Origin of the sequence: Ruegeria aquimaris (assembly GCF_025751555.1) — a bacterium.
In the GTDB taxonomy this organism is placed as follows: Bacteria; Pseudomonadota; Alphaproteobacteria; order Rhodobacterales; family Rhodobacteraceae; genus Ruegeria_B; species Ruegeria_B aquimaris.
In genome coordinates this window covers 105,915-123,383 of the sequence record NZ_JAOWLB010000002.1, presented here as the reverse complement: position 1 = coordinate 123,383, position 17,469 = coordinate 105,915, and the positions used below count along the sequence as shown (strand labels likewise).

20 protein-coding genes are annotated in these 17,469 nt (G+C 64.3%); 13 read left to right on the top strand and 7 right to left on the bottom strand.

Annotated elements, in window-relative coordinates; translation table 11 throughout:
- The first annotated feature begins 39 nt into the window (after positions 1–39).
- On the top strand, positions 40–780 hold the full coding sequence (locus tag OE747_RS03455) for an SDR family NAD(P)-dependent oxidoreductase (protein ID WP_263827209.1): 741 nt from the start codon (positions 40–42) through the stop codon (positions 778–780).
- Here the strand turns inward: OE747_RS03455 and OE747_RS03450 are convergent.
- The 3 genes from OE747_RS03450 to pepT are packed head-to-tail and all read right to left on the bottom strand — an operon-like array spanning position 774 to position 3,817.
- Positions 774–1,721 (bottom strand): ornithine cyclodeaminase family protein, encoded by a 948-nt coding sequence (locus OE747_RS03450; protein ID WP_263827208.1) that lies wholly within the window; start codon positions 1,719–1,721, stop codon positions 774–776. The genes OE747_RS03455 and OE747_RS03450 overlap by 7 nt on opposite strands.
- Positions 1,718–2,575, bottom strand: a complete 858-nt coding sequence (locus OE747_RS03445; RefSeq protein WP_263827207.1) for an alpha/beta fold hydrolase — start codon at positions 2,573–2,575, stop codon at positions 1,718–1,720. The genes OE747_RS03450 and OE747_RS03445 overlap by 4 nt, the downstream gene beginning before the upstream one ends.
- Positions 2,576–2,578: 3 nt before the next feature.
- Positions 2,579–3,817, bottom strand: a complete 1,239-nt coding sequence (gene pepT / locus OE747_RS03440) for a peptidase T (protein WP_263827206.1) — start codon at positions 3,815–3,817, stop codon at positions 2,579–2,581.
- A gap of 173 nt (positions 3,818–3,990) precedes the next feature.
- On the opposite strand from pepT, the gene fghA reads away from it, so the two are divergent.
- A complete protein-coding gene (fghA, locus tag OE747_RS03435; protein WP_263827535.1) occupies positions 3,991–4,824 on the top strand; it encodes an S-formylglutathione hydrolase in 834 nt (277 codons plus the stop codon).
- A 3-nt stretch (positions 4,825–4,827) separates the two neighbouring features.
- Positions 4,828–6,279, top strand: coding sequence for a Si-specific NAD(P)(+) transhydrogenase (gene sthA / locus OE747_RS03430; protein WP_263827205.1), 1,452 nt, complete (start codon positions 4,828–4,830; stop codon positions 6,277–6,279).
- 112 nt (positions 6,280–6,391) lie between these two features.
- Here sthA and OE747_RS03425 read toward each other — a convergent pair whose 3' ends face one another.
- A complete protein-coding gene (locus tag OE747_RS03425) occupies positions 6,392–6,772 on the bottom strand; it encodes a hypothetical protein (RefSeq protein ID WP_263827204.1) in 381 nt (126 codons plus the stop codon).
- Between OE747_RS03425 and OE747_RS03420 the strand changes: the two genes are divergently transcribed.
- The 6 genes from OE747_RS03420 to OE747_RS03395 all read left to right on the top strand — a co-directional run bounded on the left by OE747_RS03420 (position 6,771) and on the right by OE747_RS03395 (position 11,507).
- A complete protein-coding gene (locus tag OE747_RS03420) occupies positions 6,771–7,673 on the top strand; it encodes a LysR family transcriptional regulator (RefSeq protein WP_263827203.1) in 903 nt (300 codons plus the stop codon). The genes OE747_RS03425 and OE747_RS03420 overlap by 2 nt on opposite strands.
- Positions 7,674–7,778: 105 nt before the next feature.
- Positions 7,779–8,255, top strand: a complete 477-nt coding sequence (locus OE747_RS03415; RefSeq protein WP_263827202.1) for a YaiI/YqxD family protein — start codon at positions 7,779–7,781, stop codon at positions 8,253–8,255.
- 126 nt (positions 8,256–8,381) lie between these two features.
- Positions 8,382–8,846 carry a GFA family protein gene (locus OE747_RS03410; protein ID WP_263827201.1) on the top strand — a complete coding sequence of 155 codons (465 nt, stop codon included), beginning with the start codon at positions 8,382–8,384 and terminating at the stop codon, positions 8,844–8,846.
- A gap of 156 nt (positions 8,847–9,002) precedes the next feature.
- Entirely contained in the window at positions 9,003–9,965 is a 963-nt protein-coding gene (locus OE747_RS03405) for a DMT family transporter (protein WP_263827200.1), read from the top strand.
- Positions 9,966–9,975: 10 nt separating this feature from the next.
- A complete protein-coding gene (locus OE747_RS03400; protein WP_263827199.1) occupies positions 9,976–10,596 on the top strand; it encodes an HAD family hydrolase in 621 nt (206 codons plus the stop codon).
- The gene (locus OE747_RS03395) at positions 10,593–11,507 is read left to right on the top strand and encodes an ornithine cyclodeaminase family protein (RefSeq protein ID WP_263827198.1); all 915 of its coding nucleotides are present in this window, start codon (positions 10,593–10,595) and stop codon (positions 11,505–11,507) included. The genes OE747_RS03400 and OE747_RS03395 overlap by 4 nt, the downstream gene beginning before the upstream one ends.
- A 39-nt stretch (positions 11,508–11,546) precedes the next feature.
- Here OE747_RS03395 and OE747_RS03390 read toward each other — a convergent pair whose 3' ends face one another.
- Entirely contained in the window at positions 11,547–12,425 is an 879-nt protein-coding gene (locus OE747_RS03390; protein WP_263827197.1) for a LysR substrate-binding domain-containing protein, read from the bottom strand.
- Between the two features lie 103 nt (positions 12,426–12,528).
- On the opposite strand from OE747_RS03390, the gene OE747_RS03385 reads away from it, so the two are divergent.
- The gene (locus OE747_RS03385; RefSeq protein ID WP_263827196.1) at positions 12,529–12,756 is read left to right on the top strand and encodes a hypothetical protein; all 228 of its coding nucleotides are present in this window, start codon (positions 12,529–12,531) and stop codon (positions 12,754–12,756) included.
- Here OE747_RS03385 and OE747_RS03380 read toward each other — a convergent pair.
- Complete coding sequence (locus OE747_RS03380; protein WP_263827195.1) at positions 12,753–13,988, bottom strand: MFS transporter; 1,236 nt, start codon at positions 13,986–13,988, stop codon at positions 12,753–12,755. The two genes, OE747_RS03385 and OE747_RS03380, sit on opposite strands and share 4 nt — an antisense overlap.
- Positions 13,989–14,139: 151 nt before the next feature.
- Here OE747_RS03380 and zapE point away from each other — a divergent pair, with 151 nt between their 5' ends.
- Together zapE and OE747_RS03370 are read left to right on the top strand one after the other, a co-directional pair.
- Positions 14,140–15,204 (top strand): cell division protein ZapE, encoded by a 1,065-nt coding sequence (zapE, locus tag OE747_RS03375; protein WP_263827194.1) that lies wholly within the window; start codon positions 14,140–14,142, stop codon positions 15,202–15,204.
- A complete protein-coding gene (locus OE747_RS03370) occupies positions 15,201–16,106 on the top strand; it encodes a bestrophin family protein (RefSeq protein WP_263827193.1) in 906 nt (301 codons plus the stop codon). The genes zapE and OE747_RS03370 overlap by 4 nt, the downstream gene beginning before the upstream one ends.
- Before the next feature lie 145 nt (positions 16,107–16,251).
- Here the strand turns inward: OE747_RS03370 and OE747_RS03365 are convergent, their stop codons facing one another.
- Positions 16,252–16,902 carry a carbonic anhydrase gene (locus OE747_RS03365; protein WP_263827192.1) on the bottom strand — a complete coding sequence of 217 codons (651 nt, stop codon included), beginning with the start codon at positions 16,900–16,902 and terminating at the stop codon, positions 16,252–16,254.
- 143 nt (positions 16,903–17,045) lie between these two features.
- Here OE747_RS03365 and OE747_RS03360 point away from each other — a divergent pair, with 143 nt between their 5' ends.
- Positions 17,046–17,441 (top strand): hypothetical protein, encoded by a 396-nt coding sequence (locus OE747_RS03360; protein WP_263827191.1) that lies wholly within the window; start codon positions 17,046–17,048, stop codon positions 17,439–17,441.
- The last annotated feature ends 28 nt before the right edge of the window (positions 17,442–17,469 follow it).

The following is a 17,469-nucleotide window of genomic DNA, read 5'->3' as shown; positions in this document are numbered from 1 at the left end:
GGCCGCTTCTGTTTGCTGGCGGCCGGGAGGACAACAAACATGAAACTGGCAGGAAAGCGGGCCTTTGTCACTGGCGGCGGCCGCGGCATAGGGCGCGGTATCGTCGAGGCCCTGTACGCTGCGGGCGCCGAGGTCAGCACTTGCGGGCGCGGAGGCAGGCCAGAGGGTCTGCACGTCCATGTCCACTGGCACCAACTCGACGTCGCCGATCCGGTGGCGGTGGGGGCGCTGGCCTCTGCCGTCGGTGGCGTCGATATCTTGGTGAACAATGCCGGTGTACAGGTGGAAAAGACGGTTTCAGACAGTACAGACGCTGATTGGGATCAGGTGATCGGCACCAACTGCCGGGGCGTGTTCAACATGTGCCGCGCGTTTATCCCCCGAATGGGGCAAGGTGGCAGCATCATCAACATAGGGTCGATATCGGGCCAGTTCGCCGATCCCGCGATGGCGCTCTACAACGCGTCCAAGGCTTTCGTGCATGGCCTCACACGATCCATTGCCGTCGATCACGGTCCGGACATCCGATGCAACGCGATCTGCCCGGGCTGGATCGAGACCGGTATGCTGGACGCCGCATTCGAGGCGTCCGCAGATCCGGCGATGGCGCGCCGCGATGCGCTGGCGCGGCACGCGGCGCGGCGGTTTGGCCGGACCGAGGATGTCGCCGCCATGGCGGTCTGGCTCGCCTCGGGTGACGCGTCCTTTGTCACCGGTCAGCTCTTTACCGTTGATGGTGGATTGACGGCGGCCTCGCCGATCAATCCCGGGCTTTACTGAACCGCGCGCCAGACGTGATCGGCGCAGGCGAGGTCCTGCGCCGCGATCCCGAGCGAGCGGTAAAGCGTGATCGCATCCGGGCCGCTCCGTCTATCCACAGCGCCAGACAGTACCTCGCCAATCTCTCCGCGCACATGATCCTTGGTCATTGCACCGCTTTCCAGCGCCGAGATGATCTCGCGCGCCTGGGCAAAGGCCGAGGGACGGTAATCGACGAACAGCTCTGATTTCAGCAGCAGCGCCTCGTCGATCTCCTGCATCGTGGGGATCGAGGCACCGACCGCGTTCACATGGGTGCCCGGCCCGATCCAGTCGCCGTGCAGAACAACCGAAGCCGAGGAAGTCAGCGTGCAGACGATATCAGCCCCACGGACCGCCTGCTCCACATCTGGTGCGGGGGTGAAGGCGATGTCGGGATAGTGCACCGACATCCGGTTTGCGAATTCGGCGGCGCGGTCGGGCGTGCGCCCGGCGATCCTGATTTCAGAGATCTGGCGCACCAGTGTCAGCGCCGCGATATGGCTTTCGGCCTGTTCGCCCGTGCCGATCAGCGCCAGCACCCGCGCGTCAGACCGGGCCAGCGCCCGTGTCGCCACTGCCGTGGCGGCGGCGGTGCGGATCGCGGTGATCGCATCTGCATCCAGTGCGGCGCGGGGCCGCCCGGTCTCGGGATCGAACAGCAGCACGGTTCCGATATGCGAACTGAGCCCCTTGGCGGGATTGCCGGGAAACAGGCTGAGGACCTTGATACCATAGAGTGTGGGATCGCTCAGCGCGCCGGGCATCACGCCCAGCCGGTTGGTGCCGTCGATATCCATCACCATTCGCAGCGGCAGATTGGCCTGCCCGACCGAGACCCGGATCATCGTCTTTTCCACCACCTCGATGGCGTCGCGCATCGGCAAGTGCTGGTGGATTTCTTCGGCGGTTATGATTTTCATGACAGACTTTCCTCTCCGGCAGGCCAGATCGTTTGGCCAGCCGACAGGCCCAGTATTTCGCGCAGCAATGCGGTATAGGCGTCGGGACGGGTGACATAGGGAAAATGGCTGGCGGTGCGAAACCTGTATGCGCGAACAGGGGCCAGCGCGGCGCGCAGGCCCTCGCGCATTGGTGGCACGATCAGGTGGTCGTCATCGCTTTGCACGGTAAAGATGCGCTCGTGCGGCAGGCTTTGCGCAGGCAAGTCCGGCGCGGTCTTCAGCGCCTGCAATCGCGCGCGCAATTCACCTTCGGGAATGCGGCCGCGTACCTCTTGCAGCAAGAGAGGCGCCAGATCGCGATAGGGGTGGTCAGGTGCCTGCCAAATGCTCAGCCCGGCCTCGAACCCAGCGCGCAGGTCGTCGATTGGCGTGGTGACAAGGTCCATCGCATAGGGCGGCATCTGGTCGATCCCCTGGACCGAAGCCAGCGTGTTGGCCGCCACCAGCCCGCCGCACAGCGCCGGTTCGGTGGCGGTCAGATATTGCGCCAGATAACCGCCCAGCGACGAGCCGAGCACGGTCGTGCCCTGCATTCCGGCATCCGCGATCAATTGCGCCAGATCCGCCGCCCAATCCGCGATGCCACCCGAGGCCGGATAGCTCACCGCGAGGATCCGCGCCTCGCCCGACAGCGCCGCGATCTGCTGCCAGAAGATATCGGCCCGACCCAGCGTGCCGGGGATCAGAACCAGCGCGGGGCCGCTGTGCCCCACCCGGATCACCCCCCAGTCGCGGCCATTTACGACATGGCGTGACTCCGGGTGACGCGCCGCGAACCTGTCGCGTTCGGCTATCAGATTGCGCTCGCCCAAACCTCAGCCCTTTGCCGCCATCTGCGCCAGCCTCAGACAGGTGCGCGTGGCGGTCGCCATGTCCTGCACCGAAATCCATTCCAGCGGTCCATGGATGCATTGCATGCCGGTAAAGACATTCGGTGTCGGCACTCCCATCTCGGTCAGACGGGATCCATCGGTGCCACCCCGGATCGGGACCGAGATCGGCTCGATCCCTTCGGCTTTTGCTGCCGCGCGGGCCAGATCGACGGGTGTCATGTCCTTTTCCAGCCAATAGCGCATGTTGCGGTATTGCGGATAGATTTCGCACTTGATCGCCGCGCGCGGCTCGCCCGCCTGGACGGCGGCGCAGACCTGGCGCAGCAACTCGCCCTTGGCGGCAAGACCGTCCCGCTCGAAATCGCGCAGGATGAACTTGATCACCATCTCGGACGAGCCGCCCTCCATGTCGGTGGCGTGGATGAAACCCTCGCGGTCGGCGGTGGTTTCGGGGGTCATGGTCGCCTGTGGCAGGGTTTGTACAATTTTCGAAGCGAGGTGGATGGCGTTGACCATCTTGTCCTTGGCCCAGCCGGGATGGATCGACACACCCGTAACCGTCACCACCGCGCGGTCGGCCGAGAAGCTCTCGTATTCGATCTCGCCCACTTGCCCCCCATCCAGCGTATAGGCGAAATCGGCGCGCAGATCCTTGGGCAGACGCTCGCTCACCCCGCGCCCGATTTCCTCGTCGGGGGTAAACGCCACGCGGATCGGGCCGCGCGCGATATCGGGGCTGTTCAGCAGGTGCCGCGCCATGGTCATGACGATGGCCACGCCCGCCTTGTCATCGGCGCCCAGCAGCGTGGTGCCCGAGGCGGTGATCAGGTCGTGACCGATCTTTTCCGCCAGATAGGGGTGCTCGGCAGGCGACAGCACCAGCGCGGGATCGTCGGGAAAGGTGATGTCACCACCGTTATAGCCGCTGATCACGCGCGGCTTCACGCCGCTGGCGTTAAATTGCGGTGCGGTGTCCACATGGGCGAGGAAACCCACCGTCGGCCCCGGCGCGGTGCCCGGAATGGTGGCCAGCACCACGCCGTAGTCTGTCAGCTCCACATCCTGCGCGCCCATTTCGGTCAACTCGTCGCGCAGCAGGTGCAGCATGTCGAACTGGCAGGCGGTGCTGGGCGAACCGGGTGCGGTCTCGTCGCTCTGGCTGTCGATGGCGGCATAGCGCACTAGACGGTCCTGAAGTTCCTGATCGAATGGGTTTTGCATGTCACCTCCTGCTGTTGTCGCGATCAAAGGCGCAGGTCCGGGACAAGTCAAGCGGGCCGCTTCGCCATCACTGAATGCCGCAAAAAGACGGCGTGCAGCGGCCAGCATGCTTTACCTCTGGACCCGGGACCGCTAGCCATTGCGGAGAACCAGAGGGAAAGGACCGTGCCATGATCGAAACCGTCTCGGAAAACGCCTGTTTCGGGGGTGTTCAGGGGGTCTATCGCCATGCCTCCGCAGCCACCGGTTGCGACATGACCTTTGGTCTGTTCCTGCCGGCTGAGGCCAAGGACGGCCCGGTGCCGGTGTTGTGGTATCTGTCGGGTCTCACCTGCACCCATGAAAACGCCATGGTCAAGGCGGGCGCCCAGGGTTGGGCCGCCGAACAGGGAATTGCCCTCGTGTTTCCAGATACTTCGCCGCGGGGCGAGGGCGTGGCCGACCACCCGGACTATGATCTGGGTCAGGGCGCGGGCTTCTATGTGAACGCCACGCAGGAGCCCTGGAGCCCGCATTTCCGCATGTGGGATTACGTGGCCGAAGAACTGCCCGCGCTGCTGGCCGAGCACTTTGCCATCGACCCCGAGCGGCAGGCGATCACCGGCCATTCCATGGGCGGGCACGGGGCGCTGACACTGGCGATGAACCTGCCGGGGCGCTACCGCTCGGTCTCGGCCTTCGCGCCGATCTCCAACCCGACAGGCAGCGATTGGGGACGCAAGCAGCTGAGCGCCTATCTGGGTACGGACGAGGCGGCCTGGGCGAAACATGACGCATCGCTGATGATGAAACAGGCAGGGTTTGACGGGCCGATCCTGATCGACACCGGCACCAGCGACCAGTTCATCGACCTCTTGCGCCCCGAAGCGCTGGCCGCCGCCATCGCCGAACGCCGACAGCAGGCGACGGTGCGGATGCAACCGGGCTATGACCATTCCTACTTCTTTGTCTCCAGCTTCATGGAGGACCATGTCTCGTTCCATGCCGACGCGCTTTATCGGGATTGAGCCATGAACGGCCACGACTATGACCTGATCATCATCGGGTCCGGCCCCTCGGGCCGGGCCGCCGCGATCCAGGCGGGAAAGCTGAAACGCCGGGTGCTGGTGATCGACCGCAAGGACCGGCTCGGCGGTGTCTCGGTGCATACAGGCACGATCCCGTCCAAGACGCTGCGCGAAACGGTGCTGAACCTGTCGGGCTGGCGCGAGCGCAGCTTTTACGGCCTGTCCTATCGGGTCAAGGACCGGATCAGCGCCGAGGACCTCAAGGCGCGGCTGCACATGACGCTCGATTACGAAGTCGACGTGCTGGAACACCAGTTCAACCGCAACCATGTGGACACGCTGAACGGGCTGGCGCGCTTTGTCGGCCCGCACGAGATCGAGGTCGCGACCGAGGCCGGGGATACCACCCGCCTGACCGCATCGAAGTTCCTGATCGCCACGGGCACCAAGACCTATCGCCCTGATTATGTTCCATTTAATGGGCGTACCGTGGTCGATGGCGACGAGTTTCTGGAGATGGCCGAGATCCCCCGTTCGCTGGCCGTGATCGGCGCCGGGGTGATTGGGGTAGAGTATGCTACCATGTTCTCGGCGCTGGATGTGCGGGTGACGCTGATCGAACCGCGCGAGACGTTTCTGGACTTTATCGACCGCACCCTGATTCAGGATTTCACCCATCAGATCAGGGAAAACGGCGTCGATCTGCGGCTGGGCTCGGCGGTGGAAAAGATCGAGGATGCTGGCGATCATGTCGAGATCAGCCTGGCCAACGGGCGCCATGTGCGGGCCGAAATGCTGCTGTTCGCCGCCGGGCGGATGGGCGCGACCTCGGCCCTGAACCTTGATGCGGTGGGGCTCAAGACAGACCACCGCAACCGGATCACGGTGGACCGCAAGACCTATCAGACTGCCGTGCCGCATATCTATGCAACTGGTGATGTGATCGGGCATCCGTCGCTGGCCTCGACCTCTTTGCAGCAGGGGCGGGTGGCGGCGTGCCATGCGCTGGAGACCCCGACGCTGCCGGAAAGTCCTTGGTATCCTTACGGAATCTACTCGGTCCCCGAGATGTCCACCTGTGGCATGTCCGAGGAGGAATTGCAGGAGCGCGGCATTCCCTACGAGGTGGGCGTGGCGCGGTTCCGCGAGACCTCGCGCGGGCATATCATGGGGCTGGAACACGGCATGCTGAAGATGCTCTTGTCCTTGAAAACAAGGCGGGTTCTGGGGGTGCAGATCGTCGGCGAAGGAGCCACCGAACTGATCCATATCGGGCAGGCGGTGATGAACCTGAAGGGCACGGTGGATTACTTCGTACAGAACACGTTCAACTATCCGACGCTGGCCGAAGCCTACAAGATCGCGGGGCTGGATGCGTTCAACCGGATGCCGATCCCCAAGGAATTCAAGGTGCGCCGCAAGGAGGGCACGCAACCGGAGAACCCGGAGAATTGACCGTTTTGTACCTGTCCCGGAGGGGCAATTGACCGTTTTGTACGCAGGTATCGACGCCCGCCGGGGGGAGTAGGTAACCCTTCGGATGACCGGCCCGGCTGCCGGTTTGCTCTCAGAGGGCGCCATCGGTCGAGAAGCGCTGCGCAAACCAGCGTGAGACCGACCGAAGAAGATGACAGATTGCAATTTCAACGGCCTCTTTTGGGGCCGCGGCAAACTGGTCCTTTCGTGCGCTTGCCTCGGCCTCCAGACGCGCGCGCTTTTCCGCAAGATATCGTTCTTTCCGGATTTCGTGGCGCCCAAGAGCAACTCTGCCGTGGCCGTATTCAGAAGTTATGCCTTGATTGGTTCTGAAGTGATGGCGTTCAAACATTTGTCCGTTCTCCTGATCCATATGCGTTTCTGCTGTAAGTTCAGGGTACGGATTTTCGAATTTGGGAGAACGCGTGTATCTTTGAATGAACCATTCCAGAATCCGGTTTAATCGACTCATGGACAAGTTTCAGTGTATGCGCGCATTTCGTGAAGTTGCCCAGCAAGGCGGTTTCGCCGCCGCCGCCAGGGTGCTCAACTCTTCTCCGCCGTCTGTAACCCGTCTGATTTCAGAACTGGAAGAGGACCTTGGAATACGGCTTTTTACCAGATCGACACGCAACGTCAGCCTGACCGAAGAAGGTGAATTGCTGTTGCGTCGCGGTGTAGCGCTGGTTGACGAGCTGGATGCCGTAACCGACGAAATTCGTGACAGCCAACACACCCCGCGCGGGCATCTGCGCGTCAGCAGCGTGGTTGCATTTGGACAGGAGCGGGTCGCACCCGCGATCCCGGCATTCATGCAATTATACCCGAACGTCCGGGTCGAGTTGGAGATTTCCAACCGAAAGGTTGATCTCGTACAGGAACACTATGATCTGGCAATTCGTATTGGCGGCTCTGACGGGCTGGAAGTCTCGTCGCTGAAAGCCCGCAAGATTTTTTCGCAGAAACTCGTTTTTGTTGCCACGCCTGAATACGTCGCGCGGCACGGGGAGCCGGACACACTGGACGCGTTAGAGCAGCATCTAGTGGTCAAGCAGGTCAGCGGAAACTGGGGGCGCGAAAATGATTTCTGGTATCAAGGCGAAAAACTCTCGTTCAGCTTGCCGGAAAGGTTCCTCGTCAACTCTCCGAATGCCGCGCGGAACGTTGTTCTGACTGGCGGCGCCATTGGTCTGATCAACGATTATCTGGTCGCGGAGATGATATCAGACGGCCGACTGGTTCGCATATTGCCTGAATACCAGACGCTCGATCAGCCGATTTACGCGGTGTTCGTGCACAGGAACTACATGCCGGCCAAGGTGCGGGTGTTCATCGATCACCTTGTCAATGTGCTTGGCGCACCGGTCCAGTAAGCGGACTCAGCATTGAGGCCCGAGCCCGCGGTCCTGGGCCGGGTACTTGTTTTTGCGGGGTTTCCTGTCTTCTAACCAGCAGCAAGAGCCTGTAGAGAGCCCGGTATGACAACGCTTTACATCGACGCCGACGCCTGCCCGGTGAAATCCGAGGCCGAGCGTGTGGCCACCCGACACCGGCTGCCCATGGTCTTGGTGTCGAACGGGGGCTTGCGCCCCTCGGCCAATCCGCTGGTCGAGACCGTGGTGGTGCCCGAGGGGCCGGACGTGGCCGATATGTGGATCGCCGAGCGCGCCGGGCTGGGGGACGTGGTGGTCACCGCCGATATCCCGCTGGCGGCGAAATGCGTGGCGGCGGGGGCGCGGGTGCTGCGGCATAGCGGCGAGGCATTCACCCCGGCCAACATAGGCCAACAGCTGGCGATGCGCGACCTGATGGCCGATCTGCGCGCGGCCAACCCGCTGGGTATGGCGGGCGGTGGCAAGCCGTTTTCCAAGGCCGACCGCTCGCGGTTCCTGGATGCGCTGGAGCGCGAGATCCGGGCGGCGCTGCGGGACGGGAGCTCGCGCCCGGCGCCCTGAGGGATGCGCGTGCCGCGCCCGGAAAGCGGCAGTCGGCACGAATTGCCCCGCGCTGGAATCCGTGGTTCGTGCTAGGCTGCGGGTATCCTGCGACGCATGTCGCGGACCCTTTGGGAGAAGCGGTACATGGAACACCAAGCCACACATGTGACTGGCGGCTGCCTGTGCGGCAGGATCAGGTACGAGGCGGAGGTTTTCCTGCATAACGGGTATATCTGCCATTGCACGATCTGCCAGCGCAGTACCGGTCAGCCCGCCGAGATCACGGTGCTGATCAAGGCGGGCACGTTGCGCTACCTTGGGGAGGAGCCGCGCTATTACGTGTCCTCGGGCGATGGCAAGCGCGGCTTTTGCGCCGAATGCGGGTCGCGCATCGTCTGGCAGGCGTTGCGGGCCGAGGATGACTGGTTGACGAATGTCACGGTGGGCAGTCTGGACCGCCCTGCAGAGGCCAGTATGACGCGGCATATCTATGCCGATACGCAACTGCCCTGGTACCATGTCTGCGAAGAGCTGCCGAAACTGACCGGGCAGGATGCCGATGCGCTGATCGAGATGCTGCGACAGGAGCATCGCCCGGACCGGGCCTGACCCCTTGTGAGACCGGGGAGGTGCGAGGCTTTGCCTCGCGTTTTTGAGTATTTGCAACCAGAAAGAAGCAGATGCGGTTCGGTTCGCCCAGGTTCTGCGCTTGTCCCTGCCGGTCTTTTGGGACAGGGATTGGCGGGCAGGCAAGGGAGCGGGCGGATGAGTGGCGAGGTCAGGGTGAACGTGCTGGGCCTGTTGGCGGCAATGGGCGCCGGGATCTGCTTTTCCGTCATCGACGTGGTGTTCAAGTTCTTTTCCGGGGACTATCCGCTCTACCAGATGGTGCTGATCCGCTCGGTGGTGGCGATGGTCGTGTTGCTGGCTGTGTTCGTGCCGCTGGAGGGCGGGGTGCAGGTGTTGCGCACCCGGCAGCCGCGCCTGCATATGGCGCGCAGTTTCGCGGTGCTCTGCGCCAATCTGTTTTTCTTTACCGGGCTGGCGGTGATGCCGCTGGCCGAGGCGGTGGCGATCGCCTTTGCCACGCCGCTGATCGTGACCGCCTTGTCGGTGCTGTTCCTGCGCGAGCGGGTGGGGCCGTGGCGCTGGGGCGCGGTGTTTGCGGGCTTCCTGGGTGTGCTGGTGATCATGCGGCCGGGAACCGAGGCGTTCCAGCCGGCGGCGGTGCTGCCGCTGTTGGGCGCCTGCGGTTATGCCACGCTGCATGTGCTGACGCGCCGGGCGGGCGGCGCGGATCGGGGGGCGACGTTGACCTTCTACCCCTTGCTGGCCTTTCTTGTGGTAAGCGCGCTGGTGGGGCTGACGCTGGGTGACGGACGGTTTGCCAAGGGCGACAGCGCGGCGCTGGATTTCATCCTGCGGGAATGGCGCTGGCCCGCACCGGAGCACTGGAAGTATTTCCTGGCGATGGGGGTCGTGGGGTCGGTTGGCGGCTATCTGACGGCGCAGGCCTATCGGCTGTGCGAGGCGGGGCTGGTGGCGCCGTTCGAATATATCACCATGCCGATGGCGGTGCTCTGGGGCGTGCTGATCTTTGGCGAATGGCCGGGTGCCGAGGTCTGGGTCGGTTCCGGGTTGATCATTGGCGCCGGTCTTGTTTCAGTCTGGCGCGAGACACGGCGTGGCCGTACCCCGAGCCGTCCGCGTCCCAGGTCGCAGAGTTGAGGAATGTGTCATGACCATCGAGGCCGTCATTTTCGACATCGGCAATGTGCTGATCGAATGGCAACCCGAGCGCTATTACGACCGCACCATCGGCGCGGCGCGGCGGCAGGCGATGTTTGCCGAAGTGGACCTGCACGGGATGAACGACCTGGTGGATCAGGGCCATCATTTCACCGACACGATCTATGACTGGGCCGAGAAGTATCCCGGCTGGCGCGACGAGATCCGGGCCTGGCATGACAGCTGGATCGAGCTGGCTACGCCCGAGATCCCGCATTCTGTGCGCCTGATGCGGGCGCTGAGGAGCAAGGGCGTGCCGGTTTTTGCGCTGACCAATTTCGGGGTTCAGAATTTCGACTATGCCTGCACGGTCTATCCGTTCCTGACCGAGTTCGACCGGGCCTATGTCTCGGGCCGGATGCGGATGGTGAAGCCGCATGCGCCGATCTATGCCGCGGTCGAGGCCGATTGCGGGCTGGCGCCGGAGCGGTTGCTATTTGCCGATGACCGGGCCGAGAATATCGACACCGCCCGCGTCCGTGGCTGGCAGGTGCATCATTTCACGGGACCCGAGGGCTGGGCCGCGCGCCTGGTGGCCGAGGGGTTATTGACCGAAGGAGAGGCCGCATGAGCATTATCCATATTCCTTTTGCCGAGGGCGAGGCCAAGCTGGACTGGCTGGAACTGACGCGGGCGCTGGCCGATGGGCATAGCCTGCCCAAGGCGCAGATCGGCGATACGTTCCTGTATCGCGATCCCGACACGATGCTGACGCGGTCGGCCTGGATCGACGGGCTGGGGATTGCCGTCAAGACCGCCAATATCTTTCCGCGCAACCCCGAGCGGGGCGATCCGATGATCAACGGGGCGGTGAACCTCTATAGCGACCACGACGGGGCGCTGTCGGCTCTGGTCGATTTCCACCTGGTGACCAAGTGGAAGACGGCGGGCGACAGCCTGCTGGCGGCGCTGCGGCTGGCCGACCCCGACGCGCGCGAGGTGCTGGTGGTGGGCGCGGGTACCGTGGGCCTGTCGCTGTGCGAGGCGTTTGGGGCCGGGTTCCCCAAGGCGGCCCTGAAGATGTGGAACCGCACCCGGTCGAAGGCCGAGGAGGTGGCGGCGCGGTATGACGGGTTGGAGGTGGTCGACGATCTGGCGCAGGCGGTGAACCGGGCCGACATCGTCGTCACCGCCACCATGTCGAGCGAACCGGTCATTCGCGGCGAATGGCTGCGCCCGGGTCAGCACCTGAACCTGATCGGCGCCTATCGGCCCGACATGCGCGAGGCCGATGACGAGGCGATGCGCCGCGCGCGCATCTTTGTCGACAGTTTCGACACCACCGTGAACCACATCGGCGAGCTGATGATGCCGCTGGCCGATGGGGTGATCGCGCGCAAGGACGTGCTGGCCGATTTCTACGAGCTGGACGCGTTCAAGGCGGGCCGGGACGACATCACGCTGTTCAAGAATGGTGGCGGGGCGCATCTGGACCTGATGACCAGCCGTTATATCCTGGACAAATGGCAGGGTCAGGGGTGATCTGCCTGTCCGTCTGACGGCCAGTCGGGAAAGCGATTGTCAGGCTTCTGCCGCCTCGTCGATCAGCCATTGGCGCACCGCGCGCACCGGTTTGCGCCGCTGAGCGCGGCTGTTGACGGCAAGGTAATAGCCGCCGAAGCGTAGCGCCACCGGCGCAAGCGCGACCAGTGCGCCCGAGCGGCGTTCGGGTTCGCACAGGTTTTCGTCCATGAGCACGGCGCCGAGGCCCGAGACCGCCGACTGGATCGCCAGAAGCGCGCTGAGCGGATGGGGCAGGTCGAGCGGGGGAAGCTCGGCCAGCCCGGCCTGTTCGAACCAGGCGGGCCAGAGGCGGAAGGTCGCTTCCTCGATCAGCGGGCCATGGGCCAGCGCGGCGAGATCGAGCTGGCCATCCGTCATCGGTGCGAAATCGGGCGCGGCATAGGCGCGGACCATGGAGGGCAGCAGGAGGTCATAGCCCTGCGGCGGGTCGGATCGCAGGTAGCGCAGGCCGATGTCGAAATCATGCGCCTCGATATCCATGACCTGGGTGCTGACAGAGATTTCGAGACTGATATCGGGGTGCAACGCCCGGAGCCTGCCCAACCGGGGAACCAGCCATTTCTGGGCGATGGTGCTTTCGGTGGTCAGCGTCACCGTGCCCTGGGGCGGGACCGAGAGCGCCTCGGTCGCCTCGGCGATGAGATCAAAGGCCGGGGTGATCTGCGCCAGATAGGCGCGGCCCTGATCGGTGAGTTCGACGCCGGCGTTACGGGTGCGAAAGAGATGGACGTTGAGCCGCTCCTCCAGCCCGCGGACATGCCGTGATATGGCGGAATGCGACACGTTCAGCTCGGCGGCGGCCCGGGTGAAGCTGCCCAGCCTGCCTGCCGCCTCGAAGGCGCGCAGGGCATTCAGCGGGGGCAGGGTGCGGGACATGACCCTTTGTGACTTTTTGGAACAATGGCTGTCAAGGAACGGCGTTTGAGCGGCCGCGCCGGACGGGCGCAAGATGGGGTCAGGTCATCGACGGAGGTTTGACATGGCACATCTGGATCATCGGACGGGCATCGTTGTTCAGGTTTCACCCCGGCATGTCGCCGGAGTGTTCCGGGGCTTGGGCCGCCGGGTGTTGGGCGGCTTCGGGGCGCTGTTGCGCCCCGCGTCGGGTGCAGAGCAACTGTCGCCCAGGTTGCGGCGGGATGCGGGGCTGGACGATCCGCGCGCAGAGTGGGAGGCGGCGCGCAAGGCGCCGCTGATCCGGGGTTAGGCCGGAACTGCCGCGCGGTTCTCGCGGATCGGCAGGTGGACGATGGCGCTGAAGGCGCCGACGCCGACTCCGATCCACCAGACCATGGTGTAATCGCCGTAAAGGTCGTACATCCGCCCGCCGAGCCAGACGCCGAGGAACCCGCCCAACTGGTGGCTGAGGAAGATGATGCCATAGAGCGTGCCCATGTAGCGCAGCCCGTAGAGATGCGCGACAAGGCCCGAGGTCAGCGGCACGGTGGCAAGCCAGAGCGAGCCCATCGCTACCGAAAAGAGGATCACCGACAGCGGCGTGATCGGCAGCAGGATGAACACCGCCCCGATCACGGTCCGGGCGGTGTAGATACAGGCAAGCAGGTATTTCTTGGGGAAATGCTTGCCCGCCCAGCCCGCCGTCAGGGTGCCTGCGATATTGGCCAGCCCCACCAGCGAGATGGCCACCGCGCCAAGCGCCGAGGTGGTGGTGATCCCCATCGAGTGCAGCACGCCGCCGGGCAGGATCGGGCCACACATCTCGGTCACGAAGGCTGGGAAATGCGCGGTGATGAACGAGAGCTGATAGCCGCAGCTGAAAAAGCCCAGAAAGATCAGCGTATAGGACGGGTCGCGAAAGGCGCGGGCCAGGATCTGGCCCATGCTCTCTTGCAGCTCGGCCTTGCTGGCCGGTTCGGGCGCGCGCAGCATCGGCAGGGTCAGGACCAGCGCCAGGACCGCCACCGCAAAGACGATGAACACCTGTTGCCAGGGCAGGAAGGTCAGCAGCCATTCCGCCGTCGGTGCGCCGATCACCTGGCCCACGCTGCCTGCGGCGGTGATGAGGGCGAGGCTCATTGAGCGGTTCTCGTCGCTTGAGGCCCGCGCAACTACCGCGAGGATCACGCCAAAGCCGGTGCCCGCGATGCCGAACCCCACCGCCCAGGCATAGATCTGATGTTCGAGCGGTGTGGTCGACCAGGCGCTGAGCACCATGCCGCCAGCATAAAGGAGCGCGCCGAGGAAGATCGCCTTGCGGTCGCCGATCTTTTCCGAGATGGCGCCAAAGATCGGCTGGCCGATGCCCCAGGCAAGGTTCTGGATGGCGATGGCCAGCGAGAAATCCGAGCGCAGCCAGCCGAACTCTTCTGCAATCGGGATCTGGAACACGCCGAAGGAGGCGCGCACCGCAAAGCTGACGGTGATGATGACGCAGCTGACGATCAGGATCGGATTGATCAGGCGGGCCGAACGGTCCATTGGCGGTCTCCGGTATTCTTGTCTGGCGGACCCTAAGTCCAAACGCGGCGGCGTCAATTCAGGAGTTTTGCGGGCATCATTAACGAAAATTGATGCGAGCGGTGAAAAGGCGCCGCTTTTCAAGGCCGGGCAGGTTGGGTATGGCTGCAAAATGACCGCTGTTTCCGATCTTTACGCCGCCCGTGTGGCCGAGGGCACCTTGCATGCCGATACCGCACAAGAAGCGGCGCTGGCCGAGTTCGACCGGATTTACGAAGCGCTGAGCACCCCGGTAAAACGCGGGTTGTTCCGCAAGGCGCCGCCGCCGCCCCGGGGGGTGTACCTGTGGGGCGGGGTCGGGCGCGGCAAGTCGATGCTGATGGATCTGTTTGTCGAGGCGCTGGGCGATACGGTGCCGGTGCGCCGGGTGCATTTCCATGCCTTCATGCAGGAAATCCACGCGGGCATGCACGAGGCGCGCGCCAAGGGCGTGGCCGATGCGCTGGCCCCTGTCGCCGATGCGGTGATCCGCTCGGTCAAGGTGCTGGCCTTTGACGAGATGCAGATCACCGATATCACCGACGCGATGATCGTGGGGCGCCTGTTCGAGGCGCTGTTTGCGGCGGGGGTGGTGGTGGTGACCACCTCGAACCGGGTGCCGGACGATCTGTACAAGGACGGGCTGAACCGACAGCTGTTCCTGCCCTTCATCGAGCTGATCAAGGAGCGGATGCGGGTGTGGGAGATGATCTCGCCCACCGATTACCGGCAGAACCGGCTGGAGGGCGCGCGGGTCTACTTCACGCCCATCGGCCCGGCGGCGCGGGGCGAGATCGCGGCGATCTGGCGCGATCTGACGGGCGGTGCGGGCGGGCCGCTGATCCTGAAGGTCAAGGGCCGCGACGTGGAGCTGCCGGCATTTCGCAACGGGATCGGGCGGGCCAGCTTCTATGACCTCTGCGGGCGGATGCTGGGACCGGGCGATTACCTGGCTATCGCCGAGGCGGTCAAGGTTCTGGTGCTGGAAGACATCCCGCGCCTGAGCCGCAACAATTTCAACGAAGCCAAGCGGTTCGTGACCCTGATCGACGCGCTTTACGAGGCGCGGGTGCGGTTGATCTGTTCGGCGGCGGCCGAGCCGGAGATGCTCTATGTCGAGGGCGAGGGCACGTTCGAATTCGAACGCACCGCCTCGCGCCTGCGCGAGATGCAGGACAAGGATTGGGGGCGGGCGTGATCGTCCGCGATACACCCAGGCGTCGCGATGTTTTCCTGATCCTCAAGGGGTCGGTGGTGCCGCGCATCCTGCCGAATATCGCTGCCGCGACTCTCTGGGCGCTGGCGGTTCTGCTGATCGACCGCTACCTGATCGCGATGCCGCATGTCTCGATTGCGGTGATGGGCGTTTTTGGCCTGTCGCTGTCGCTGTTCCTTGGGTTCCGCAACAATGCCGCCTATGACCGCTGGTGGGAGGCGCGCAAGCTCTGGGGCAAGATGGTGGCCGACCTGCGCAGCCTGGCGCAGGAGCTGCGGATATTCACCGGCAAGGGAGCGGACGAAGCCTTTGTCCTCGACCATATCCTGGCCTTTCATCACCTGCATCGGGCGCAGTTGCGCGGTGACCGGGTTGAGGAAGACGTCTCGCGCTGGGTCGGCGCGGAGACGGCGCAGGCGCTGCTGCGGGATGGAAATCCGCCCGATGCCGCCCTGCGCGCGGTGGCCGACCGGTTGCGCGAGATGGCCGAAGGCGGGCGAATCGACGGCTGGGGGCAACGGGCGCTGGCCGAACGGCTGGCCTGTTTTCCGGCGGCACAGGCCGGGAACGAACGGCTGATGACCACGCCGCTTCCCTTTGTCTATTCGCTGCTGGTCTGGCGTGCCACCTATCTCTATTGTGGGCTGCTTCCCTTTGCGCTGCTGGACAGCGCCGGCTGGTTCGAGCCCCTGGTGGCCGCGGTCGTGGCCTATGTGTTTTTCGGCCTGGCCGAGGTGACGCACGAGTTGGAGCATCCGTTTCGGGATCAACCCAACGGAATACCGCTCAGGGCGATGTGCCGGGTGATGGAAATCGCGGTGTGTCACGCATTGGGGCGCCCCGCCCCGCCCCGGCTGGAGCCGGTCGACCACGTGCTGGACTGAAACGACGCGGGCTCGCGAACGGTGCCGGACCGTCCCGGTATCTGGATGGACGGGCGCGGCCTGTCGCCCGCCGCGTCAGCGGCGCCCGGCCCAACGGCCGCGGATCGTCAGATCCGGCGGCAGGCGGGAGCGCATGCGGTCTGGATCAGACCGGTACGAACCTGTCGGCGGCCGGGTCGAAGCATTGCAGCCCGCCTTCGCCGATATCGGTCCAGAGGCCATGCAGGCTGAGGGTGCCGTCGTCGACCGCCGACGTGATGAAGGGGAAGGTCATCAGGTTTTCCAGCGAGGCCACGACCGCGTGTTTTTCCAGCTGGCGCACCTGTTCGTCCTCGTCGGCGATCGCGGCCACGTGTTCGTATTTCGGCTTGAGGATATCCATCCAGCGGCCGACGAAGCTTTCCTTGACCTCCAGCTGCGGTGCGTGGCCCTTGCACATGTCGAGGCAGCCCTTGACCCCGCCGCATTGCGAATGGCCGAGCACGATCAGATGCGCCACCTTCAGCACGGTGACCGCATATTCCACCGCCGCGCTGGTGCCGTGGTGATCGCCGTCGGGCAGGTAGGGCGGCACCAGGTTGGCGACGTTGCGGTGGATGAAGAACTCGCCCTGATCGGCGCCGAAGATCGAGGTCACGTGCACCCGGCTGTCGCAGCACGAGATCACCATGGCGCGCGGGCGCTGTCCCTCGCTGGCCAGCCGCCGGTACCAGACTTGGTTCTCGGCATAGGTCGTCGCTTTCCAGCCGTGGTAGCGTTGTACCAGATAGCTGGGCAGGGGGCGGGCGCGTTTCATCAGGGTCTTCCTGTCTGGTCTTGGGTTGCAGGTGGCTTTAGGCCAGTTTGACAGAAAATTCGAGATATTTCATGTCGCAGCCGCAACCTTTTGCAAACCTCTTTTGGACCACGGTGTGAGGCGTGTCGTGGGGGCACGAAAGATTGGGTGAGACTGTGGTGGAAAAGATCGTGACGCTTGTACAGAGCGAATCTGTGCGCCTGGACCCGGAGCGTCTGGGCGGGCTTTATCGGCAATTGGGCGACGCGGGGGCCGAGGATGTGGTCTGTCGCGCCATCGAGGAACTGGCGGTGCGCCTGTCGCATTGTGAGCGGCACTGGCGCCAGGGCGACTGGCGGAGCCTGCGCAAATGCGCGCGCTCGCTGATCGCGATTGCGGAACAGATCGGCATGGTGGCGCTGGCCCGGGTGGCCCGCAGCGTGACGGACGCGGTGGACAATGGCGATCCGGTCGCGACCAGCGCGGTGCTGTTCCGGCTGATCCGGGTCGGCGAGCGGTCGCTGACCGAGGTCTGGGATTTGCAGGACATGTCGATCTGACCGGGTCCGGGCCTTCGGTGGGGCTTGC